The 23,600-nt window shown below is 60.5% G+C and carries 15 protein-coding genes and 5 pseudogenes; 10 read left to right on the forward strand and 10 right to left on the reverse strand.

Annotation, left to right across the window (positions count from 1 at the left end; all coding sequences use genetic code 11):
* Positions 1-409: 409 nt before the first annotated feature.
* The 5 genes from RI103_RS34025 (at position 410) to RI103_RS34045 (ending at position 7,726) form a co-directional block, all read left to right on the forward strand.
* Complete coding sequence (locus RI103_RS34025) at positions 410-1,525, forward strand: transglutaminase domain-containing protein (RefSeq protein WP_310819188.1); 1,116 nt, start codon at positions 410-412, stop codon at positions 1,523-1,525.
* Between the two features lie 336 nt (positions 1,526-1,861).
* Entirely contained in the window at positions 1,862-2,062 is a 201-nt protein-coding gene (locus RI103_RS34030; protein WP_310819189.1) for a hypothetical protein, read from the forward strand.
* 294 nt (positions 2,063-2,356) lie between these two features.
* A complete protein-coding gene (locus RI103_RS34035; RefSeq protein ID WP_310819190.1) occupies positions 2,357-2,560 on the forward strand; it encodes a ribbon-helix-helix domain-containing protein in 204 nt (67 codons plus the stop codon).
* Between the two features lie 145 nt (positions 2,561-2,705).
* On the forward strand, positions 2,706-6,488 hold the full coding sequence (locus tag RI103_RS34040) for a chemotaxis protein CheB (RefSeq protein WP_310819191.1): 3,783 nt from the start codon (positions 2,706-2,708) through the stop codon (positions 6,486-6,488).
* 500 nt (positions 6,489-6,988) lie between these two features.
* Entirely contained in the window at positions 6,989-7,726 is a 738-nt protein-coding gene (locus RI103_RS34045) for a hypothetical protein (RefSeq protein WP_310819192.1), read from the forward strand.
* Positions 7,727-8,203: 477 nt separating this feature from the next.
* Here RI103_RS34045 and RI103_RS34050 read toward each other — a convergent pair.
* Positions 8,204-8,512, reverse strand: a pseudogene (locus tag RI103_RS34050) (DDE-type integrase/transposase/recombinase); the annotation flags it as partial.
* An 87-nt stretch (positions 8,513-8,599) separates the two neighbouring features.
* Here RI103_RS34050 and RI103_RS34055 point away from each other — a divergent pair.
* Positions 8,600-9,661 (forward strand): annotated as a pseudogene (locus tag RI103_RS34055) (IS110 family transposase).
* A gap of 328 nt (positions 9,662-9,989) precedes the next feature.
* Here the strand turns inward: RI103_RS34055 and RI103_RS34060 are convergent.
* The 7 genes and pseudogenes from RI103_RS34060 to RI103_RS34090 form a co-directional block, all read right to left on the reverse strand.
* Positions 9,990-10,424, reverse strand: a pseudogene (locus RI103_RS34060) (IS6 family transposase); the annotation flags it as partial.
* Positions 10,425-10,775: 351 nt separating this feature from the next.
* Positions 10,776-10,976, reverse strand: coding sequence for a hypothetical protein (locus tag RI103_RS34065; protein ID WP_310819193.1), 201 nt, complete (start codon positions 10,974-10,976; stop codon positions 10,776-10,778).
* A 650-nt stretch (positions 10,977-11,626) separates the two neighbouring features.
* Positions 11,627-13,123, reverse strand: coding sequence for an efflux transporter outer membrane subunit (locus RI103_RS34070; RefSeq protein WP_310819194.1), 1,497 nt, complete (start codon positions 13,121-13,123; stop codon positions 11,627-11,629).
* A gap of 17 nt (positions 13,124-13,140) precedes the next feature.
* The gene (locus RI103_RS34075; protein WP_310819195.1) at positions 13,141-16,245 is read right to left on the reverse strand and encodes a CusA/CzcA family heavy metal efflux RND transporter; all 3,105 of its coding nucleotides are present in this window, start codon (positions 16,243-16,245) and stop codon (positions 13,141-13,143) included.
* A gap of 16 nt (positions 16,246-16,261) precedes the next feature.
* Positions 16,262-17,335, reverse strand: coding sequence for an efflux RND transporter periplasmic adaptor subunit (locus RI103_RS34080; protein ID WP_310819196.1), 1,074 nt, complete (start codon positions 17,333-17,335; stop codon positions 16,262-16,264).
* A gap of 480 nt (positions 17,336-17,815) precedes the next feature.
* Complete coding sequence (locus RI103_RS34085; RefSeq protein WP_310819197.1) at positions 17,816-19,210, reverse strand: heavy metal sensor histidine kinase; 1,395 nt, start codon at positions 19,208-19,210, stop codon at positions 17,816-17,818.
* On the reverse strand, positions 19,207-19,878 hold the full coding sequence (locus RI103_RS34090) for a heavy metal response regulator transcription factor (RefSeq protein ID WP_310819198.1): 672 nt from the start codon (positions 19,876-19,878) through the stop codon (positions 19,207-19,209). The genes RI103_RS34085 and RI103_RS34090 overlap by 4 nt, the downstream gene beginning before the upstream one ends.
* A gap of 684 nt (positions 19,879-20,562) precedes the next feature.
* Here RI103_RS34090 and RI103_RS34095 point away from each other — a divergent pair.
* A complete protein-coding gene (locus RI103_RS34095) occupies positions 20,563-20,874 on the forward strand; it encodes a DUF4148 domain-containing protein (RefSeq protein WP_310819199.1) in 312 nt (103 codons plus the stop codon).
* Positions 20,875-20,970: 96 nt separating this feature from the next.
* Here the strand turns inward: RI103_RS34095 and RI103_RS34100 are convergent, their stop codons facing one another.
* Together RI103_RS34100 and RI103_RS34105 are read right to left on the reverse strand one after the other, a co-directional pair.
* A complete protein-coding gene (locus RI103_RS34100; RefSeq protein WP_310819200.1) occupies positions 20,971-21,252 on the reverse strand; it encodes a hypothetical protein in 282 nt (93 codons plus the stop codon).
* Positions 21,253-21,747: 495 nt separating this feature from the next.
* Entirely contained in the window at positions 21,748-22,035 is a 288-nt protein-coding gene (locus RI103_RS34105) for a DUF4148 domain-containing protein (protein ID WP_310819201.1), read from the reverse strand.
* Positions 22,036-22,346: 311 nt separating this feature from the next.
* On the opposite strand from RI103_RS34105, the pseudogene RI103_RS34110 reads away from it, so the two are divergent.
* The 3 genes and pseudogenes from RI103_RS34110 to RI103_RS34120 form a co-directional block, all read left to right on the forward strand.
* Positions 22,347-22,672 (forward strand): annotated as a pseudogene (locus tag RI103_RS34110) (efflux RND transporter permease subunit); the annotation flags it as partial.
* A pseudogene (locus RI103_RS34115) lies at positions 22,669-23,043 on the forward strand (transposase); the annotation flags it as partial. The pseudogenes RI103_RS34110 and RI103_RS34115, both read left to right, overlap by 4 nt.
* Before the next feature lie 273 nt (positions 23,044-23,316).
* Positions 23,317-23,502, forward strand: coding sequence for a hypothetical protein (locus tag RI103_RS34120; RefSeq protein ID WP_409077056.1), 186 nt, complete (start codon positions 23,317-23,319; stop codon positions 23,500-23,502).
* The last annotated feature ends 98 nt before the right edge of the window (positions 23,503-23,600 follow it).

The raw sequence follows: 23,600 nt of genomic DNA on the forward strand, positions 1-23,600 counted from the left end.
ACAGATCAGTATGCGACTTTGGCTCGCGTTCCCGACATTCGCGGTTCGGCCGCGGCGCTGAACGTTAGGTCGAGAAAGCAGGCGAATCTGTTGCTGTCGATCCCAACGCAGAGGCTGTTGCTTCGGCCGCGCGTGGAACCCAACTTCGCTCAGGGCAAAGTGTGCGGGTGACGCTAACAGGTATCGCGTGTCTGTTGGGCGGCGGGCGTCACGAGGCGTTTTCAGCACGCTGCCCGCAAAGACAATTTCTTGTTTAATCAATGGCGTAGAGCGACACGGCGGATTGGCACGTCGCATGCAATGTTGGTTTCAAGCCAGCGTTGCCTTGCGCGCATAGCGTAAAACGGCATCGGGAGGCTTCGAAACACCAGTCGCATCGGCGCCCGGTGTGGATTCCGGGAGTTTACATATGCCGCTCGCTCGACTGCTCCTCTGCTTTCTCCAGTGCTCGTTCGCGGCCGCGATGCTTTTGCCCGCCGTCGTGGGCGCCGCGAACCTGCCGGCCGCATCGCAACGCTATGCATCCGGCACGCGCGACGCGGGTCCCAGCGATTCGGCCACGCCTCACACACTGAAAGCTGGTATCGAGCGCCTGCGCACCGGGACGTGGTGGGAAGCCAACCGCAAGATTCGCCCGGAGCTCGCGCAGGTCGGCGACCTGATGTTCCTCCTGCCGCTTGCCGACACGAAGCTCGAACCATCGTCTGACGCGATCGGCCGCGTGCAGCGCCTGCGCGAAGCGCTGCGCACCCACCTGACGCGCGAACCCGCCGGCTGGGCCAGCCTCGTTGCGCAAGTGCGGGCAGAGCGTGTCAAGGCCGGCGATGCGTCAGCCGTGCTGCTCGCCGACGCGCTCGTCAACCAGGTTCGCTACCGCGACGGAACCGACGGCAGCTACTACGCGCCGGCGCGGTTCTTCGCCGAAAGCGGCGTGTGCAAGGATTTCGCCGTCGCCAAATACCTCCTGCTGCGCGGCGCGGGTTTCGACATCGCGCGGCTGCGTCTCGTCTCGCTCGCGCCACGCTACAACAACACGCCGGACGACTGGCATGTCATCCTTGTCGTGCAAATCGACGTCGCGAGCGAACCGCTCGCACTCGATTCACCGAGCGCGCCGACCGCCAGGCGCACCGGCGATACGACCAATGAAGCATCGGCTTCGAGCGGCCCGTCCGCGCTGCTCGGCGCGATCCTCGCTGGCCGAGAGCCCGCCGACGCGGTGCTGCGCGCGCCCGCGGGACCGCTTGCCACGCCGCTCAGCCGGTCGGGCCAGGCGCGGCGGCCGCTTGCGACAGTGTTCAATGAACAGGGGAGCCGGTCATTCGAACGCGCCGCGCCGGGCGCACTGCGGCGCGCGTCGGCGGCCGGCCGAAACTCGAACGCGACGTATGTCGACGAAATGGGTAAGCCATGGAAAGTCGACGGCTCAGGGACGTTTCCCAAGTGGCGCGTCGCCGATGATCAGGCAGATGAGCTGGCGAAGCCGGGTCCGGCGGCAGGGCTGATACGCGTGGTGGCACGCTGACTGAGGCATGCATGGCGGGCGCCCGACGCCGCCGCGATAAGGGTACTCACGAGAACGTACTTGCATGCCGTCCCGGTGTTGGAACGGACTTCGGCCAAAGTTGACGGTCGCCAATCAGGCGCTGCACGGCAACTGAAGAACGCTTTGCCGACATTCACAAACAGGCGCCGATGAATGTCAGCTTTCACAAATGTGAATGAGTCTTCCCGACCCCAAGCCGACATTCCAATTGCGGAGATAGCAACGTCTCTTCACAACGTAAACCCGTCGCGGGCCTAGACGAATAGATGCTGCGGGAACGCCCGTCGCGGATCCAGCTTACAACGGGAGAGAACCATGGCGCTTGTGCTTCTGGTCGACGACGATGTAAGCCTGCTGCGAGCACTCAAAACGCTTGTTAAGTCCGAAAGGATGACATCTGACACCGTGCTCGCCCCCGTCATCTCCGGACCCGCTTCTTTGCCGACTGCGGTCCTCCCGGGTTTTCAATACGAGGCCGATCGCTTCCCCGTCGTTAAAAGCAACAAGGTTGCTTGAGACGCCCTCGGGGCCGGGAGGTTGCCCGGCCGTCAGGGAGGTCTCGCAAGGAATACGCGAGGCGAGAACGCCCTTTGTGCGGAAATCGGCCCTGAGCCGGTGCGTGTGTTCAGTCGGCCGGTATCTGCTGGGACTGCTCATCGGCCGAAGGCAAAATTAATCGGTTCGAATCAACCTGATTAACCCCGCTATAATCAAATTTGTCGACAACGCCTTGGTGCCGATCAGCCGTCGCTTTTAGATGCGGCGGCCTTCCATGCCGCCGCTGCCAGCCGAACGCGAAGGGTAACGTTCATGTCCGATGTAACTACGCGAGTGCTCACCGCGCACGTCCCCATGGCGCTGGCAGAAAAGGTCGATCAGCTTGCCTTGCGACTTGACCGCTCGCGCGGCTGGATCATCCGACAGGCCCTGATAGCCTGGGTTGAGCAGGAAGAAGCACGCAACCGCGTGCCTCCTGACGGGCCGGGCACCGTCGATGCTCGACCCAATACATAAGAAGCCAGGCGATGCGTTAAAAATGCAACGTTTGCCCCAACGACCGCGCTCACATGCAGTAATTGCTCCGGTCCGAGTTACCGGCCGGCCGCCTTCGCGTCAGGCTAGCAACGGCCAGGTCAACTATCGCCTCATAGGAGAGGACGTGACTTATTCTGCGACAGCGGCGAACGAAGCGACGTCACCGACGTTTCCGCTGGTCGGCATTGGCGCGTCTGCGGGCGGCCTGGAGGCCATCTCCGAACTGATGGCCGACATTCCCGCCGCCAGCGGCATGGCATTTCTGGTGGTGCAACACCTGGATCCGTCCCGTCACAGTCTCCTTCCTGAAATCCTGGCCAAACGGGTATCCATGCCGGTGATCGAAGCTGTCGAAGGGATGGACGTTGAAGCGGACCACCTGTACGTCATTCCTGCGAACACGAGCATGTCTGTAGTCGAGCGCCGCATCCGGTTACGACCGCGCGACGAGGTGCTCGGGCCGCCGATGCCTATCGACGACCTGCTGGACTCGCTCGCGAAGGATCAGGGTCCAAACGCGATCGGCGTAGTGCTTTCCGGCAGTGGTTCGGATGGCGCCCTGGGGCTTCAGGCCATCCAGCGCGAGGGCGGCATTACGTTTGCCCAGGACGAGACGTCGGCGCACTTTAACAGCATGCCGCACGCCGCAATCAGTCTGGGCTGTGTCGATCGCGTCCTTGCACCGCGTGATATCGCCAGGGAAATAATCGGGATCGGCAGACACCCGTACCTGCGATCTGTTCCCGCTGCCCCGAGCGGCGCGTCAGTCGAACCCGCCGAGACGAGTCTGCGCACGATATTCCGCCTGCTTCGGAACGCCTGCAATATTGACTTTAGCCGCTATAAGAATGGCACCGTCCAGCGCAGACTCGCCCGCCGCATGGCATTGCACCAGGTCACGTCGGTGGCGGGTTACGTGACGGTGCTTGAATCCGATCCAGCCGAAACACTGGCGCTCGGGCGCGATCTCCTCATTCAGGTGACCGAGTTTTTCAGGGATCCGGAGACATTCAAAGTCCTGACCCAGACGGTTTTCCCACGTATCACCGCTGGGAACGAATTTGCAGGGCCGCTCAGGATCTGGGTGCCCGGATGCGCGAGCGGCGAGGAGGTTTACTCGATCGCGATAAGCCTGATGGAGTATCTGGGTGAGCGTGCGGCGACCACAGCGGTGCAGATTTTCGGCACGGACATCAGTGCAGAAGTGCTCGAGACTGCGCGTACCGGCCGGTATATTGAGAATATCGCGCGAAATGTTTCGCCGGAGCGGCTGGAGCGGTTTTTTGTCCGCGATGGCGACCACTACTGCGTCGATAAGCCGGTAAGAGATCTGTGCACCTTCTCGCGTCACGACGTGCTGAGCGATCCGCCTTTTTCGCGGATGGACCTGGTAAGCTGCCGTAACCTGCTCATTTACCTGAGTGCCCAGGCGCAGCGCAGCGTGATGCCGCTTTTTCACTATGCGTTGAAGGCCGAAGGTGTACTGATGCTTGGGCCTTCGGAGACGGTAGGTGCATTCTCGGAGCTCTTCGGCGTTATCGAAAACAGAAGCAGCAAACTGTACAGCAAGAAACCGCGGCTGGGGGCGCCGACAGAGGTTCGCCTGCGCTCGGCACGAGTCGCTCCATTGGCAGTTCGTGCAGGAAGCGCGCGGGAAAGCCAGTCCGAGCCGCGCGAAGCATCGTCGCTGCAGGCCGAAGTCGACCGCATTACGCTCGCACGGTATGCGCCGTCTTCGGTGCTCTGCGATGACGACCTGAACATCGTCGAATATCGCGGGGATACGTCTGGCTATCTGGTCAATCCCAACGGCCCTCCGACCAGCAACCTCCAGCGGCTTGTGCGACCTGAGGTTTTTCTGGCGGTCAGCGAAGCTATCAGGCAAGTCCGGCAGGACGGCGTGGTGGTACGCAAGACAGGATTACGGACCCCGGGAATGAACGGGCCGCAGGCGACGAGCGTGGAGGTACACCCAGTCCAGATCGCCGGCATCGAAGGTCGCTGGTTCCTGATCTATTTCGAGAGCGGAACGCAACACCCTGGCGGTCCGGGTGCAGACCGACAGGAGACGCTCAAGGCAATACTGCTGCAGACGGTCAGACAACGGCTGGGGCGCACGGTCACCGCCAAAGGAGCCGACCCCAGGGACGAGGAGATTGCGCGGCTCAATGCCGAACTGGGTGCGATGCGCACGCAGCTTCGAACCATGCTCGAGGAGCATGAAAGCGCCAGGGAGGAGCTCAAATCCAGCGAGGAAGAACTGCTCTCGAGTAACGAAGAATTCCAGAGCACCAACGAAGAACTTGAGACCGCGAAAGAAGAGCTTCAGTCGCTGAACGAGGAACTGTCGACCACCAACGACGAGTTGCGCTATCGGAATCACGAACTCAGGTTGCTTCACGACGAGGTAGCCCACGCGCGCGACTATGCCGACGCGATCATCGACACGATCGCAGAACCCCTGCTTGTGCTTGAATCCGACCTGCGGGTGACGCGGGCCAACGGCGCTTTCTACCGGACTTTCCAGACCGCCCCCGAAGATACAATCGGCTCGCTGCTTTATGTGCTGGGCAATGGACAGTGGGACATCCCGAAGCTGCGGGAGTTGCTTGAACGACTCCTGCCCGACCGGAACGTCGTCCGGGATTTCGAAATCACACACGATTTTCCAGACATTGGCGTGCGCACGATGCGGCTGAACGCTGCACGTGTGGCGGGCCGGCCCAACGAACGGATCCTGCTGACCATTGAAGACATTACCGAGCATCAGCTTGCTGTGGAGCGACTGGAAGTGGCCGATCATCAGAAGGACGATTTCCTGGCGATGCTCGCACACGAACTGCGCAACCCTCTGGCGGCGATTTACAACGCAATCGAGGTCTGGGGGCGTGAAAACGTCGATCCACAGACGCAGCGGCAGGCGCGTGCGCTCGCCAGGCGTCAACTGGGTCACGAGATCGGCCTGGTTGATGATCTGCTTGATGTGTCACGCATTACCCGCGGCATCATCAAGCTCAATTTGGGCCCGGTCGATCTTGCCGAAATCGTGCGACAGGGTGTTGCTGCGATGCGCGCAGAAATTGACGCGCACCAGCATGAACTCGCGCTCGTCCTGCCGCCGCAGATTCTGGCAGTCGAGGGCGACGCGACCCGGCTCGAACAGATCGTGACCAATCTGCTCGGCAATGCTGTCAAGTACACGCCCGCACACGGCCGTATTGAAGTTTCGCTCGTACGCGACGGTGATGAGGCCGTGCTGACAGTCACCGACAACGGGATCGGCATGGCCGCGGATTTCCTGCCGACCATCTTCACCATCTTCGTCCAGGCAGAGCGCTCGCTGGACCGCGCGTCAGGCGGATTGGGGCTGGGTCTTGCCCTCGTGCACAAGCTGGTCGATCTGCATCAAGGCACCGTGCGGGCCTCGAGCGATGGTGTTGGCTGGGGAAGTACGTTCGTTGTACGGTTTCCCGCGCCATCGCATGTAAGCGCTTCGCAACCGTCAATTCAGGACACGACAGGCGACGCGCCTGTTGTCGCTGCACGAAGAATTCTTGTTGTGGACGACAACACCGATGCCGCCGAAAGCATGGCGATGGTATTGAAGCTTGAGGGGCACGAGGTAAAGGTCGCTGGCGACGGCCCATCCGCTTTACAGTGTGCGACGGATTTTCACCCGGACGTCGTCCTGCTCGACATCGGACTGCCTGGCATCGATGGCTACGAAATCGGCCGCCTGCTACGCGCCAAGCAGGGCTTCGCCGATACGTTGCTGATTGCGGTCAGCGGCTACGCTGGGCAGGAGCATCGCGAGCGCGCAAACAAGGCGGGTTTCGACCACTTCCTAGTGAAGCCGGCCGACCTCGACCGCCTGAGGCCGTTGATCGCGTCAAGCCACTCTGGCTGACTTTAGTGCGCTCAAGGTCCGTTTATCGAAGGTCATACTGAAGTATTCGTGCTGAACGCACGCAACGGTAGATGCATGCGCGTCCTTTCGAGCGACGATTTCAGGAGGCGAGACGTCGGCGAACGACCGCTGTCAAGGCGAATTCAGCCGTTTGGATGGCCGAATTCAAGCGTATGCGAACGACAACTTATGGCCGAACACGGTCCGATGCTGGAATCAGCGAAGGAAACGCCGACGAGCCAGCCGCGTCAGACTGAACTCGACCCTTCCCGGCCGCTCAAGCCCGCGAAAGGGAATTGGCGGCTTCCAGGGTAAAAGCGTAGATTGTCGATCATGACGACCCCGTGCGACAACTATCATGGCCGATCCGTGGTCAGCCACATTAAGGTCGCCGCGCAGCACACGGAGCCTCTTGGTGGACCTGCCCGCTCGTCACTTCAGGTCCGAGTTCGGGAATAGATCCGACCCCGTTGCTGCTCAGCCTGATATTAGGAGAAGGCATGCGTATCTACTTCCAGAGCACATCGATCCCGACACGGGCCGCCGATCGGCTCAAATACCGCCTTTCGCTAAAGGAATCCCAAGCGCGACAGGTGACTTCCGAGGTCTTCGGCTATAAAGACTGGGCCGACCTCCACAGCAAGCTGGGCACCGAAGTAGCCTCCGCGCTCGATGAGGCATGCGACGGCGCGACAGTAACCGAGAGGCGCGTATATCAGGCGTCGCAACTGGCCGCATCGTCAGTTGATCTTCACGGTGAATCCGCGGACGACTTTGTCCGATGGTGGCGACCATCGGCCGCCCATGCGCAAGAAGAGTACGGGGACCAGACACAAACGCCGTTCGCAGGCTCAAAGGCTGATCTGAGTTTCCAGGACGCGCTGAGCACGCTGGCACACGCCACCCACGATCCCGTTGGCCACTTCGAACTAGCGCTCATCGCTGGTATACACGGAACGAAAAACGAGAACTCGTTGAGATTTGTAGAATCGCTTGCTGATGAGTTGCTAAGCGGCAACCGAACCCGAGAGCCGGAAGTGGCTCGTCACCTCCTCGAGGCTTTGGCGGCGCGAGGGCTGCCCCGGTCGATGCTTAACCTCGCGACGAGTTTGACGCTGGGCGACGGTGGCCCAAAGGACGAAAACAGAGCCGCTGATCTGCTCAAGCAGCTGGTTGAATCTGCTTCAACTCCCAATGAGCTAAAGCGGATTGCCGAATCGCGCCTCGGCAACGCCTAAGTATCAGGCACCCCGCGGGAACCCAGTACGTCACATGATCGTCGCCGACGTGAGCGTTCATCGTCGCGGACTGGAGTGGCCGTTTTTTGGCGCGGAGCAGACCTCTGAGCGTCCGGGCGACGATAGGAGCGAATGGCTCTTCGTGGCCGGCAGTACACATTCACCCAACCTGCCGGAAAGCTGCCATTGATGACTCCAGCGTCCGCTCGGGAGAGCGTTCGCCGAACTGGCGCTTGCGGCCAACAGCTGCCATTTGCGTAAGTCAAAACCTTGTCGTTCCAATGGCCGCTTCACCCCTCAAAAGCAGCCATCTTGAACTGGATATGTTGAACGGCTGAGTTGAGTCGATTCGCACCGCTCAGCCTATTTTCAAAAAGTCTTTCTGAATTGCACATGACGTCATCGCGTCGATCCCGTTTGGCCGGCTCTGTCAACTTATCGAGACTGAGGCGGAAAGACGGCAGGAAAAAGCGTCCCTCAGAACGCGTAGGATGGATTTTGGGTGACTTTGGTGAGTTCGCACCAGGCAACGAATCGCGCCGCGAGCTGTTTGCGATAGAGTGAAGCGCGCAGCAGATGCCGCTTGAGCGCGAAGTGTTGCCTGATCGGCCCGAAGCACGAGAGAAATTTCTGTGTGCGTTTCGGGTCGCGAAAGCCGTGCATGCGACGCTCGCGTTCGCGCGTTGGTTGGTGGCTGTTCTCTGCGCGGTTGTTCAGTCGCGCGGCCGCTTTGACGAACACGTGCTTCACGTTCGCAAGTTCCGGGATCTCCGCTTTTGCCGCCGGAATTGGTAAGGAGCTCCCGTCCCTGTGGCGCCTGCGCCTCCTGGTGCCATCATGATAGCCGTTGCTCATCTGTGGAAGGGGAAAGTCATGAACGCGATTACCCGTGTTGGTGTTGATCTTGCCAAAAATGTCATGCAGATCCACGCGGTCGATGCTGGTGAACATGTTGTGGTACGGAAGGCCATTGCGCGTGAGAATTTCATGAGCTGGTTTGCCAACCTTGCCCCCTGTCTGGTGGCGATGGAGGCGTGCAGCGCTGCGCACTATTGGGCGCGCAAGCTCCGCGGTGTCGGGCACGACGCGCGGCTGATTCCCCCGCAATTTGCGGTGCCTTACCGCAAAGGTGGCGCTGGCGTCAAAAATGACGCCCTCGATGCTGAAGCGATCTGCGAGGCAGCCAGCCGCCCACACATGCGTTTCGTGCCGGTCAAGTCAGCCGCGCAGCAAAGCGTGCTGGTCCTTCACCGCATGCGCACCGGTTTCGTGGAGGAACGCACGGCGCTCGTGAATCGCTTGCGAGGCCTGCTAGCCGAGTTCGGCGTCTTCCTGCCGCAAGGCATCGGTCGGTTCCGAAGCCATTTCGTTGACCGTGTTGAGGATGGCAATAACGAACTCGCCGGTCCGGCCCGTCAGGCGCTGATGCATGGCTGGGCCCAATGGCAGGCGCTGGATGAGCAAATCGGTTGGCTAGACCGGCAGATCACCGAACACGCCAGTCACGATCCACAGACGCAGCGCTGTATGGCCATATGTGGCGTGGGCCGAATCACCGCATCTGCCGTCGTAGCGACCGTGGTCAACGCCCGTCAGTTCAGAAACGGCCGGCAGATGGCCGCCTGGATCGGCCTCGTTCCCAAACAGAACAGCAGCGGCGGCAAACAGCGGCTCGGCCGGATCACCAAACAGGGCAGCGACTATCTGCGCACGCTCCTGTTCCAGGGCGCCCGATCGGCCATTCTCACAGCGCACTGACGCGATGACCGGCTCTCGCGCTGGATCGTCCAGCTGCATGCGCGTATTGGCTACTATAAGACGCTGGTCGCGGTTGCCAACAAGCACGCTCGCATCCTCTGGGCCGTATTGGCCAGGGACGAACGCTTCGATCCATCCCATGCGCCCGCCCGCAATGCAATGGCGGCGCACGCATGAACTACAGAACAGAAAGTGCAATGCCACCATGAATTGACTTCCAGGCGCAGCACGAATCACGCAGGGATAGCGACAGGTCAGACCGACAGCGGGCGAACTCGAGCAGCTATCAGGCGCTACAGTTCTTGTATTCGCCGTCGCCGGAATGGAGTCCCGCTGTGCGGTTACTATCCGGGCCCGGGCGCAGCAATCACAGCGCCCAAACAGGCCGTTTATAGGTTTGCAGTCTGCCTCGTCTGCCCTCATGCTTCCGTGCACGCGCTGACAACACAGGATTCGACGCATGCCGTATTAAACCCAGCTTGCAAGAAACGGAAGCTCCTTATAGATAGCTGCGCAACTGATCGGTGACGATCTTACGCGGTACCGGGTTCGAGCGCAGCACACGCTCGAAGAAACGTTTGGCCGGGGCTTTGTCGCGCCGCTTTTGTAGCAAGATGTCGAGTTCGGCGCCATGCTCGTCGACCGCACGCCACAGCAGGTGCGGTTCGCCACGCAGCGTGACGAACATCTCGTCGAGGTGCCATGTGCTACCCGGCTTGCATCGCGCAGCTTTGAGCTGGTCAGCGAAGCCCTTGCCAAACTTATCGCACCAGCATCGGATTGTCTCGTATGTCACGGTCACCCCGCGCTCGAAGAGCAGTTCCTCGATGTCGCGCAAGCTCAACTGAAAGCGGAAGTCATATTAATACCAGCGCACAGCGCAACTGATGACCTCGGCTGGGAAACGGTGACCGTGATAGAGCAATTTCGATTTCTTCATCACGCCATCTTACGTGACCGGGCCAGCAACCTGACAACGCCGACCATCTCGTTTCCGGCCGCATTCGAGGCGTTCATCGCCGATGTCTATGCTTGAAGGGGCAGTTTCCTGGGATAGCTCGCTGGGTGTCAGTTGAACAATTGAATATAATCCACATCCATTGACATGTTCAACATGACTGCATGTTCTGATCGAATCAGAGCGACAATTGATAAAGATAACTGATGATTTGTGGAATCGCACACGGGAAAGCACGAGACGAAGCTCGTCTGTGATATGCGAAGTTATACCGATGGCGCGGACAAGCGACATCGCGGCGCCGGTGACGGGGCGCAGGTTCTGGGTGGGTGTTCAGCTACGGCAGTAGTGCCGCAGATTGTTCGTCGTATAGGCGAGGCCCTTTAACTTGTAGTCCACGTCACTGGTGCGTTCGAAACGCAGCAGTAGACGGCGGGACTTGTCTTCCCAGGCAAAGACGCGTTCGATCGTTGTGAAGCGCTTCTCGAAGGTCGCCGGACTTGATAACCCACCGATGTACGCTCGAATGGTCAAACCTCAAAGCCGCGCTCAGCCATCATCTCTTCTAGATTGCGAAGGCTTGGCGAAGAGCCCAAAGGGTCAGATCCTAAGCGATTTCGATGCGCATAAAACAGACTTTATGGAGCTGCCATTGACTGAATTCGGTAAAGCTACTATGCGTCGCGCCAGACGACGATCTCGGTTAGAGAGCATCGGAATCCTGAACGTCCCGTCGCCGTTTTGAAACCTGGGCCGTACCACGCCGGGTATCAGAGTGTCACTACCAATATGACTTCAGCGGGTTGCCAAGTTGACTTTTTTGTCATGGACGCTCCGACCTCAAGAGGAGGTTTGACTTCGGATATTCGGATGCAAGAAGCTTTTGCGGGCTTTAACTTCCATTGCCCATGAACGCGGTCAACTCCCTCTTCGCGGTCGGCAGATGCGTACGTAACGGACTCTGGCATCTCACATCTTGGACGCGTGCACGGTCCGCGGAAACAGGCAGAGGGGCGATTTCACATGCATGTTCTGATTGCGGCAGGGGACGCCCGCGTAGTCGACTACGGTGCCGTCCGAAGGCTGTCGGTTTGAGGTGAAATTGCACGATTGCGACTGCGTCGCGCAGCCGGTCAGCATGACCACGAACGCAAATATTGTACAGAGTCGTTTCATGAACTGATTTATCGTGATTCGTTTGACGCGAACGTCGAGCCAAGCGAATCGGACCGATTCCACCAGCCACCGCCCACGGCCTGGAACAAGGCTGCCGTATCCGCCAGTCTGGCCGCCCTTGCCTGTATCGACGCAATGCGTGCCATTTGCCAGGTCTGCTGCGCGGTCAGCACTGACAGATAGGACGCTTCGCCTGAGCGCAGTTTTTCACGTTGGATAGCCACGCTGCGCAAGGCAGCCTGCTCCGCATTGACGGCCGCCTGCAACGTCTTCGCGTCCGCCTGCACGCTCTGCAATACATCGGCGACGTTCTGAAATGCGTTGATCACCGTCGAGCGGTATTGGGCGCTGGCCTGATCGAATGCCGCCTGCGCCGCGCGCTGGCGATGCAGCAGCGCTCCACCCTGGAAGATCGGCTGGGCGACCTTCCCGACAATCGTGAAGAACTGGTTGTATGGCGTAAATGCGTTCGCAATGGCACTGGGCGAAGTTCCCAAGGCGGCTGTCAACGATATTTGCGGCAACCGGTTGGCGATTGCGACACCCACCTGCGCGCTGGCAGCATGCAATGCCGCAGACGCAGCAAGAATGTCGGGCCGGCGCTCCACGAGGGTCGATGGCAGGCTGACGGGAAGATCATCAGGCAGGTGTAACGAAGACAGCTCGAAATCGGCCGCGACATCCTCGTTCGGAAAGCCGCCCATGAGTGCGATCAACGCGTCACGCTGCAGCGCCAATTGTTTCTCGAGCGGTGGTATCGCGATCTGCGACTGCGCAAGCACGGCTTGCTGTTGCACGACGTCGGCCTCGGCAACTTCACCGAGCAAGCTTTCACGCCGAAGGATGTCGAGCAGGTCGACATTGGCCTGGATCACCTCCTGCTGCGCAGCGATTTGCCCGCGCAGCGAAGCAACGTTGAACGCTGCAAGCGCGAGATTGCTGCTTAAGGTCAGATAAGCCGCTTCCAGTTCGAAACGCTGATTGTCGGCTTGCGCGGCTGTCGATTCGATCATGCGGCGATTCAGGCCGAATGCATCAAGCGAATACGAAACGGTCAGCTCGCCCGTGTAGAGCGAGTAAATGCGCTGGTTGTTCGCGGCGACGGGAGCAAGGCTCGCCGTGGACGTTGCGTTTCTGCTGCCCGAGGCGTCGACGCCGATGCTCGGAAAGAGTGTCCCCCTCTGGCTCAGCACGTTCTCACGGGCCACGGCAAGCGCGGACTGTGCGGCAGCGATCGTTGGGCTGGCCTTGAACGCGCGGTCGATCATCGCGTTGAGGTCGGGCGACTGGAACAGCGTCCACCATTGGCCCGGGATATCGCCGCCAACAGTGAACTGCTGCGCTCCTCCCACTGCGCCGGGGGCCGCTGCGGTCTTCGGCGGCAGCGGAGCATGCGTGTAACCCGCGCCGCTCGGGGCGGCCGGCTGCCTGAAGTCGGGACCTACCGCGCAGGCCGCCAGCAGGAGCGGCAGCAATAGGGCGGATGAACGTTTTAGGGCAATCACGGTAGAGCATCCCTCCATTATTCTGCGAATTGCGTTTCGCGCTCGTGCAGTTGGGCAAGCCGCGACGTGTCTTTGCGGCGATCGAACCACGGATAAACGGTCGGCAAAACCAGCAGCGTCAGCAAGGTTGCCGACACAAGGCCACCGATAACGACAGTCGCTAGCGGACGCTGGACTTCCGCACCCGAGCTCATCGAGAAGGCCATGGGCAGAAAGCCGAGGCTGGCTACGGTCGCCGTCATTAGCACTGGCCTCAACCTGGTCGCGGCAGCCTGTTTCGCAGCCTTGACGGCACTCAAGCCGCGACCCCGCATCTCAACGATGCTGCTGACCAGAACGACGCCGTTGAGCACGGCAATACCGAAGAGCGCGATAAAGCCGACCGCGGCGGAAATACTGAACGGCAGTCCTCGTATCCAGAGGGCAAGAATGCCGCCGATCGCTGCAAACGGCACGTTGCAGAAGATGAGCGCTGCAAGGCTGGCATTGCCGAACATCAGGTAGAGCAGCGCAAAGATCACAACAAGCGAGATGGGCACCACGACGTAAAGCCGTGCCATCGCGTCCTGCAGGTTCTTGAAGCTGCCACCCCACGACACGGTGTACCCGGGCGGGAACTTGACCTGCGTCTTGACCGCATGTTGTGCGGCGAGGACGAAGCCGGCGAGGTCGCGGCCGCGCACGTTGGCCTGAACGAGGATGACGCGCCTGCCTTCCTTGCGCTCAATGGACGACGGTCCCGGCTCCATGCGAATGTCCGCCACCTCCGACAGCGGCACGGCACGGCCATCGCCATTGCTGATGCGTAGCGCACTGATGCGTGCCACATCGTCGCGATCCTTCGGTTGCAAGCGTACCCGGATATCGAACTGACCTTCACCGTCGACAACCGTCCCGACATTGCGACCGCCCAACGACTGCACGACATCGAGTACCTGGCTCGCATTCAGTCCGTAGCGGGCCACCGCGTCGCGCTTGACGATGACACGCAGGTAAGGCTGGCCAGTCGTCTGCTGCGCCGCGACGTCTGCGGCACCTGGCACCCGCGAGATCACAGCCGCAACCCGTTCGGCGGTCTCGTGCAGTGTTTGCAGATCGTTCCCGTGAATCTCCACGGCAACATCGGCCTGGACGCCCGCGAGTATGTCGTCCATGCGCATCTGGATCGGCTGCGCCCAATCGAGCGTCAGGCCTGGGACGGCGCGATCCAACGCCGCGGAGTACCTGGTGACGAGCCCGTCCTGGGTTTGCGCCGTCTTCCACTCGGATTGCGGCTTCAGCGTGATGAAGGTGTCGCTTTGCTCCACGCCCATCGGGTCGGTCGGAATCTCCGAGCTGCCGCCTAGCGTGACGGCGGACTGCACTTCGGGAAAGCGCATCAGCGTGCGTTCGACCATGGTTTGCGCCTCTACCGCGGACTGCACGGATATGCCGGGCAGCTTCGTCGTCGTGACGGTCAGCGCCCCTTCGTCCAGGCGCGGCAGAAATTCAGCGCCCAGCCTCGTGGCGGCGAAGACCGCGACCACGAGCAGCGCGATGGCGAGCCCCATCGTCAGCGCAGGCTGTCGCGCGGCACGCGCGAGAATCGGTTCATAGCGCAGGCGCACCCAGTGAAGGATGCGGCTCTCGCGCTCTGCGACCTTGCCGCGCAGCAACAGGCTGGCGAGCACCGGCATGACCGTCAGTGTGAGGACGAGCGACGCGAGCAACGCGAAGATAACGGTTATCGCCATCGGCCGGAACATTTTGCCTTCAACGCCTTGAAGGCTCAGTATCGGAAGGTAGACGGCCGTGATGATGAGGACCGCGAACGTCACAGGCCGGGAGACTTCTTTTGCTGCCTCCAGCACGAGCGGGCGTAACGGCCGATTGGGCGCCTCGGCGCGCCGCCGCACAACGTTTTCGATCATCACGACCGCACCGTCGACGAGCAGGCCGAAATCGATCGCGCCGAGACTCATCAGATTGCCCGATAGTCCCGTAGCGTACATGGCGATGACGGCCACCAGCATCGACAGCGGAATCGCCATGGCGACGATCAGTCCTGCGCGCGCATTCCCGAGCAGCAGAAGCAGCACCGCGATGACGAGCACCGCACCTTCGACCATGTTGTGAGCGACCGTATGCAGCACCCGGTCCATCAGGTCCGCGCGGTTATAGTAGGGCGCAACCTCGACGCCGGGCGGCAGCGTCTGGTTGATTTCCTTGATCGCGTCCTGCACGCGCTGTGCGACGACGCGCGTGTTTTGCCCGATACCCATCAGCACGACGCCGACGACGGCTTCGCCTTTGCCGTCACGCGTGACCGCGCCGAGCCGGGGCATTGGCGCTTCGTCGGCATGCGCCACGTCATGAACGTAAAGCGGTGTGCCGCCCGCGGCGGTACGCAGCACGATGTTGCCGATGTCGGTCGTGTTGCGCAGCAACCCCTCGCCGCGGATAATCGATTCTCCGCCGTTGTGCTCGATTGTCGCGCCGCCTGTTGCGCCGTTGTTCGCCTGCACCGCATTGAAGATGTCGCCGACCGACAGGCCGTAACGTGTGAGCGCATCGTCGTCGACCTGCACTTCGTACGTCTTCAGGAGGCCGCCGTTCACATTCACGTCGACCACGCCTTGCACCTGGCGCAGCCTTGGTGCGATCTGCCAGTCGAGCAGTGTACGCAACGTCATCAGCGACTGCCCGTGGCCACGCACCTGAAACTGATAAATCTCGCTAAGGCCATCCGACAGCGGCCCCATCTGCGGCGCGGTCGTGCCGGGCGGAAGCTGTATCGTCTGCAACCGCTCACTGATCAGATTGCGGTCGAGGTACAGGTTCGTAGCGTCGGCGAATCGCACGTAAATGACGGAAAGACCGTAACGCGAGATCGAGCGCAGGCTCTGCATGCCTGGCAGGCCCTGCAGCGCGAGCTCGACAGGTGCCGTGATCGAGCGCTCGACATCGACTGGCGCGAGGCCGGGCGCCTGAGTCGTCACCAGCACCTGCTGCGGCGAGATGTCCGGCTCAGCATCGAAGGGCAACCGTTGCATGCTGTAGAGCCCGGCGACGATCAGTACGGCGACGAGAATCAAAACGGCGGCGCGATTTTTCAGTGCCGCCTCGACAAGTTTGGTAATCATGGCATGCGCTCGCGGATCAGCCTTCGTCGGGAATGGTGCTCTTCAAGAGCGCGGCCTTCAGCCAGTAGCTGCCGTTGGCGACGACGGACGCGCCGGCCGACAGGCCAGTGAGAATCTGTGTCATGCCGTCGGCGGCATAGCCGGTGCGAACGGCGCGCCACGTGAAATGGCCATTGCCGGAAGGGACAAATACGGCTGGCTGTCCATTCACATCCTGGAGCGCCGCGTCGGGCACAAGCGTCGCATCCCGACCGAGGGGCGCCTGAATCTCGACCGTGCCGAACATATTTGCGCGGAGTGCGCCGTCGCCGTTCGGCAGCTCGCAGCGGACCGCTACTGTGCCGGTGTTGGGGTCGACCTGGTCGGCGACATCGATGATGCGGCCGGTGAATTGTCGATCGCTATACGCATCGAGGTGGACAAGCACCGTCTGACCGGGGCGTACTTCGGCGGCATCGCGTTCAGGGACGTTGGCTTGCACCCACATCGTCGAAAGATCGGCCAGCGTCACAATCGGCGACGACGGGTCGACGATGTTGCCGGCGGCCGTGCTCACGCTGCTGATCACACCATCGAACGGCGCGACGAGCGCCCCTAGCGAATCGCCCGGACCCAGTCGGGCTAGCGTGGCCGTTCCATTGCTTCGGCTCGCCGGGGCACCGATCGGCATCAGCCGTTGCTGCATGCCTTGCCACTTCTGCAGGTCTGCTTGCCGCGACTTCAGCATGGCCTGTGCATTGACCGCAGCAGCACGGCGGCGGTCGAGTTCGCTCTGCGCGATGCCGCCTGTGGCGACGAGCTCGGTGCCGCGCTGCAGTGCTGCATTGGCCGCATCGGCTGCAGCCTTTGCGTCCGCCACCGCGGCCGACGCGCTTGCGACCTGACTACGCACGTCGCTCAAGTCGAACTCGTCCAGCGTGGCGAGCCGTTGCCCCGCGCGTACATGGTCGCCTGCGGCGACATCGACAGCAACGATCCTTGCCCTTGAAGGAGAGCCTAGCTGCGCGAGCCGCTTCGCGTTGAATGCGACAACACCGGTAGCGGCAATCGTATGCACGCCTGGTCGAAGCTCCACTTTCGCGAACTGCAAGTTAACGTTCGCGAGCGCCTCGGGCGACAGGTCCACGGTAGTGGGCAGAGGCGGAGCTTGATCGACTGCTGTGGCTGGCGGCGCTGACCCGGTAGCCGCGGGGGAAGTCCGCGAGTGGAGGTAAAACAAGGCACCGCAAAGAACGAGGATGCCCGCTGCACCGACAGACAACTGCAGACGCTTGCGATAGCGGATGTTCACGAAAGCTCTCGATGGTTGAACAAACGTTGGGGCTCCGAGGGATCGCGACGGCTTCCCTCAGTGCTGGAGAGCGTATTTTCGTGTTCCGCGTCTGATTGCGAGGTGGCGGCAAGATGTCATTTCGGACATCTTGGGGGGCAAGCGCAGATTGCGCCGTTGGTTTTCGGACGGAAGGCGGATGCGGCGCGAGCCAGGATGCGCCGTCTTGAGCGGATCAGCTAGCGGAACTTCTGCGAGAAAAGAATGCCGCGCGATTGCGCGGCACGGCGACTCAGGGTGTCACTCGATAACGGAAGGAAAGTAAAGCGTGAAGGTCGTCAAGCCGGCGCGGCTCACGACGTCCACTCGGCCACGATGCAACTCCATGATCGATCGCACGATGGCGAGGCCGAGTCCCATGTTCTTCGCCGACCCTTGCCGCGCGGAATTGACTCGATAAAAGCGGTCGAAGATCTTGTCGATATGCTCGGGCGGGATGGTTTGACCGGTGTTCGTGACTTCCACGGCGACGTACTCGTCGGACCGGTAGGCGCGCAGCGCGATCTTCGATTCGGCGTCAGCATGCGCAAGCGCGTTCGATACCAGGTTGCTGAGGGCGCGTCGAAGCATCGACGGATCGGCGCGAACCTGGATCGCGCCGTCGATGGCGAAATGGACGCCCTTGTTCTCGGCCACTCCTTCAAAGTACGAGGTGAGCCTTGCGAACTCCTCATGGCAATCGAGTACCCCCGGCCGAAGCAGTTCCTTTGAATGGTCCGCTCGCGCGAGGAACAGCATGGTCTCGATCATCCGTTGAAGGCGCTGGCATTCTTCGATGTTCGAGTCGATGAGTGTTTCGTACTCCTCGGTGGATCGCTCACGCGAAAGAGTGATTTCCGATGCGCTGATCATGTTGGCGAGCGGAGTGCGCATATCGTGCGCCAGATCGGACGAGAACTGCGAGAGTTGCGCAAATGCACGCTGAAGCCTGTCGAGCATCCGGTTCACCGGACCCGCGATGTCATGGAGTTCGACGGGTCCGCAGCCAATGTCGAGGCGCTCGCCAAGATTGTGGGCTTCAATGCGCGAAATTCGTTGGCCGATGGTTTTGACCGGCCTCAATCCCCGCTTTGCGATGGCGTAGCCAAGTAGACCCATCAGCGCGGAACCACCGAGGAGCACGAGCCATACATCGCCTTGATAATCGCGAAGGACGGAGTAGCGTTCCTTCGCTTCATGGGCGAGCAGCACGCGTATCGATTCACCTGAAGGCAACGTTTCGTCGCCGAATACGCAGCGAGAAGGCCCGATGGACGGGGGAGAGCATGAATAAGTCTGTTGTTCTGCCGGATTGCCAGACCCAATCGAAAGCAAGGGCTGGTCCCCACGGCTCAAGTCGGCCACTACCCTTCCTTGCCCATCCAGTATGGCGAATGAGATTGCGGGATGTGCGAGCAACGCCTCGCGAAACACGCCGCTATTTTTGCCGATCGCCTCTGCCGAGCCGAATCCGCGAGCTGCCGCCAGAAACCCGTCGAGCTGGACCGAAATCTCGCTGTCGTCGCGGTCCATGAGTTGGCTCGACAGCGAATGATAGAGAAGGGCGCCGGCCAGCGAGAGCACCAGTACGGCGACGACGGTGAAAGCGACACTCAGGCGCCTGAGCAGCGAGTACGCTCCGTCGGCGGCAATCATGGCCGCTCTTCCATCACATAGCCCATGCCACGGACTGTATGGAGCAGTTTCTTCTCGAATGGGTTGTCGATCTTTGCGCGCAGACGCCTGACGGCCACTTCAACGACGTTCGTATCGCTGTCGAAGTTCATGTCCCAGACGTGTGACGTGACGACCGCGCGCGTGATCACTTCACCCTGCCTCTCGGCGAGGAGTTTCACAAGCGTGAATTCCTGCGCAGTCAGGTCGATGCGGACGTCACCGCGCCGCACACGGCGCCTGAGGAGGTCGATTTCCATATCGCCGACACGCAGCACAGTGTCGACCGATTGCGTGGGTCTGCGCAGCACCGCGCGAATCCGCGCAAGAAATTCGGAGTAGACGAACGGCTTCGCCAGGTAATCGTCTGCCCCCGATTCAAGTCCGGCGACTTTGTCGTCGACCGCATCGCGCGCCGTCAGGAGGAGCACGGGTGTGCGCTTTTTTGCTCTCAGGCGCTTGAGCACCTCGAACCCGTCGATGCCCGGGAGCATGACGTCGAGTACGATGAGATCGTAGTCTTCATGGAGTGCGAGGAACAAACCGTCGTTGCCATCGTTAGAGACATCAACGGTGAAGCTTGCCTCCATCAGGCCTTTACGAAGGTACGAGGCCATCTTCGGTTCGTCTTCGACGATCAGGATACGCATGATGAAAACCCTTTTGCACAGCACGTCGTGCATTCAATGCGGATAGTACATTTCGCTAACTTCATCTGCGCAGCGTATGGAAATGGGGCAGAGTCAATTGGGTAATGACAAGGATTACCAATCCTCGCAATTCTATTGGAATCAGTTCGGCAGTGCTCTTCGAAGCGACAGACAGGTAATTGTAAAAAGACTTCGTTGCGTCAAGATGGACGGAAAATGACAAAAAAGTCATGAATCCGGACGCTGATCCGGTCATGGCTTGAGCGCAGTTGACGATGACAGTGCAGGGAAGAGGCCGTTGGCAATATTGCGACTCAAGTGCCGCAATGAGAGCAGTTCGCTGCCGCAAGCCGCACCTGTCGCATCCCGACCGGTTTGCAAACAGGGCGCGTCGGCCACATCGTCATTTTTCTGCCAATGGTTCATCGGCCTATTGTGACACGTGCGACCTGTCCGCTGTCTTGATCGGTGAACGTCCGCGTCTCATGGATGCAAGGAACAATTGGCGGCTCATTCCCGATGTCCAGATCCAGACCTGACGTCGATGTCATGTGAGCGTCAGGACACGTCCACTTTCGCTTTGCAAAATAACGGCTGCTCCCGCCCGTTGCGGCGAGGCAGGAGATCAGTGGTTTCGATCACTGCTGGAAGCCGACCAAACCCACATTCATGAGGTAATCCACGATGAAGTCGTATTTTTATGCTGCCCTGGTTACTGGGCTACTCGCGCTCCCGACCGCCTCCTTCGCTCAGGACGCGAGTGTGTCAGTGACGCGTGCGGACGTGCAGTCGGACCTGATCAAGTTGGAACAGGCCGGCTACCGGCCGAGCAAACTGAAGTATCCGGCTGATATCCAGACGGCAGGGGCCCGCCTCAACGCGCATGACGTCATTCCATCGAGCAACACCGAGGTGGGTGGCGTGTTGAGTGGCTCTTCGCAGGTGGGTGCGCCCATGACGACCGCGGACGCTCACTCGATCTATTCCCACCACTAATACTGAACGTCAGTGCACGCGGTGACCACACGGTTGTGGTACCGGCGCACCTTTTCCTGCGGAGCAACACGCCCGAAGTCCGGCGTGTTGCTATGGTCACACGAAAGTGAAGATCCGCTCGTACGGCAGGCGCGACTTCGGTGGCTTCGCGTTGAAACACTGATCGCTGCGACGGCCGAAGGCCGCCAGTACGACCCTCATCAGCCCAGGTTTGCGCAGCCCAAGCTCGATGCTCTGCCAGCGTCTTGTCGCCCTTGAGCGCTGCGAGTGCCACCTTTGCCGTGATTGCCGGTGAGTGTGTCCGTTGGTTTCGCTTTCGTCATCTTCTGGTTCCTTGTCGCCGGCCATTATGACCGGCTCACGCCCCAGCTTTTCCACTCAATGATCAGTCCGATTCCCGGAGCCACCTCTGTGAGGGACAAAGAGTCCACGTTCCCGGCGGATAGGCACGCTGGCTGAATTAGCGGACAACATTAGCGCTGCTGTGAATACGGCTGGCAGAATTAACGAACTTCAACAGCAGGTTTCACCATTGCACCGAACGATGCATACGCCTTTTCCCCGGACCTGGTGGAGGAAATTGGAATCCCATGAAAGGAGCACGGTGGGAGAAGAACCGGTACTTCCGGGGATACGGACACCGGTCCTGGGACTTTGCAAAGTCGAACCCATATTCGATCTTGAATGCTTTTTTGTAGAGAGGATCATAGTAAGGTCCTTGGGATGCATCTTTCGGAGATTGCGACGGCACGACCCACTCTTCGTACGACTCGGCAGCATCGACATTCAGCGGCGAACGTTCGTTTCTTGTATGGAACGCGGCACGTCCGCCAATCTGTCGGCGCCCAACCAGGCGGTTGAACCACGCGGGCATCAGTTCGAGGCCGGCACGGGATGAGCCGCAGGCATCCCCGCTGTGTTCACCTTGTGTGCCCGGTCCGTGCTGTGCTGGATCGCGTAGGTTCTGCGGTTGCGAGCGATCGTGGTGGCGGACGGCGGATAGTCGTTCTTCGGAGATGGGACCAGTCCTTCGGCCTGGGCCTGTTGCAGTTGCGCGATGACCTCCGCATGCGTCAGTGCGGACGGATCGGATTGAGCGAAGGCATTCGCGCCGAACGCCAGGCTGAGTGCGGTGGCGGCAACAGCCGTAAGCAGTTTCATGATGTCTCTCCGGGTAGATGCAAGAAATGACTGGGTTTAACCGCGCTTCTCATTCTTGTCATTTCCCATGTCGGAGCACTGACCGCGAGATTACCGTTTTGTCATTCCCGCCCGTCTGACGGCACGCCACGCAGGGCCACGCGACATCCCCGCACATTCGCATCAGCGTTTGCATTACAGAACGGTGATCTATCCGACAGCAACCCGACAGCGCCGTCACGCCGCACTCCTGACACGCGAAGCCTGCGTCACGCGCCACCGGAGCACCACAGCGACGCGTCCCTCCATCGGCCTCTTTTCAGGAACCCGCCATGTGGATTGTCAGGCTGGCACTGCGCCGGGCCTATACCTTCGTGGTCCTCGCCGTGCTGATCTTTATCGTCGGCTCGCTTTCGATACTGCGTACGCCGACCGATATCTTCCCGAATATCGACATCCCCGTGGTCAGCATCGTCTGGTCGTTAACGGCTTTTCCGCGCAGGACATGGCCGATCGCATCACGTCGAACTACGAGCGCGCGTTGACCTCGGACGTCGACGATATCGAGCACATCGAGTCGCAATCGCTGAACGGCGTCGCCGTGGTGAAGATCTTCTTTCATCAGGGCGCGGACATCAATCGCGCGATCGCCGAGGCGGAGTAGGCGCTTCCCGTCTTGCCCTCGAGCTGTTCTGGCGGTAGTTCAACAACCGCCGCGAAGTCGGTGCGTGCGTCGGACTAGTGCCGCAGCCTTACAACAGCGGCGAAAGCCAGGTCGACCAAGGGATCAGCAAACAGGGAAACCGGCGGGTACGCGCACTGCTGATCGAGATCGCCTGGACCTGGCTGCACTATCAGCCTTGCAGCGCATTAACGAAATGGTTTGACCAACGCACACAGGGCACAGGACCGAACCGACGCGCACGTCGCATCGCCATCGTCGCAGTAGCGCGACGTCTTGCCATTGCACTGTGGCGCTATCTGAAAGACGGAGTCATACCCGAAGGCGTGCACCTCAAGTCAGCTTAAGTCCCCTCAGGTTTCGCAGGAAGGAGGTAAAGGTTCGGCCAGGCAGTTTCGTAGCAATACGGTTCGAGTGAACATGCCCGTGATCACGCTGGGTTGCTGAAGCAACCGAATATTTTCAGATGGGGCATGTTCCCGGAAAGATTCCGGCGTAACGCGCATGCAGGATGAGGCCGGTGACACGTCAGCGGATAGAAGGTGGTGAGATGCTGGTTCTTCTCACGAGCGCAACAGCGACTTCAGACCAAACACACGGAGACACGTTACGAAGAGGTGATGCGCGGCTTCAAATCAGCGCGTCACCTGCAACGTTTCGCTTCGGTCCATGATCAGGTGGGCAATCTGTTCATGCATTGCCGTTACCACACCGACGCAAAACAGAAGCGGGCGCTTCGCACCTTGGCCTTCGAGGCGTGGGAAAGCGTGACGGGCGCTCCGACGCTGGAGCGACCCGCCGCTTAAATTAGGCATACTTACATACAGCGTGTTCGACCACGCGCCGTTCGATAACTTGACGGTACCCCCGGCCGGAGTATGCGGCTGCTTTATTTGTCGATGTC

Origin of the sequence: Paraburkholderia sp. FT54, from assembly GCF_031585635.1 — a bacterium.
In the GTDB taxonomy this organism is placed as follows: Bacteria; Pseudomonadota; Gammaproteobacteria; order Burkholderiales; family Burkholderiaceae; genus Paraburkholderia.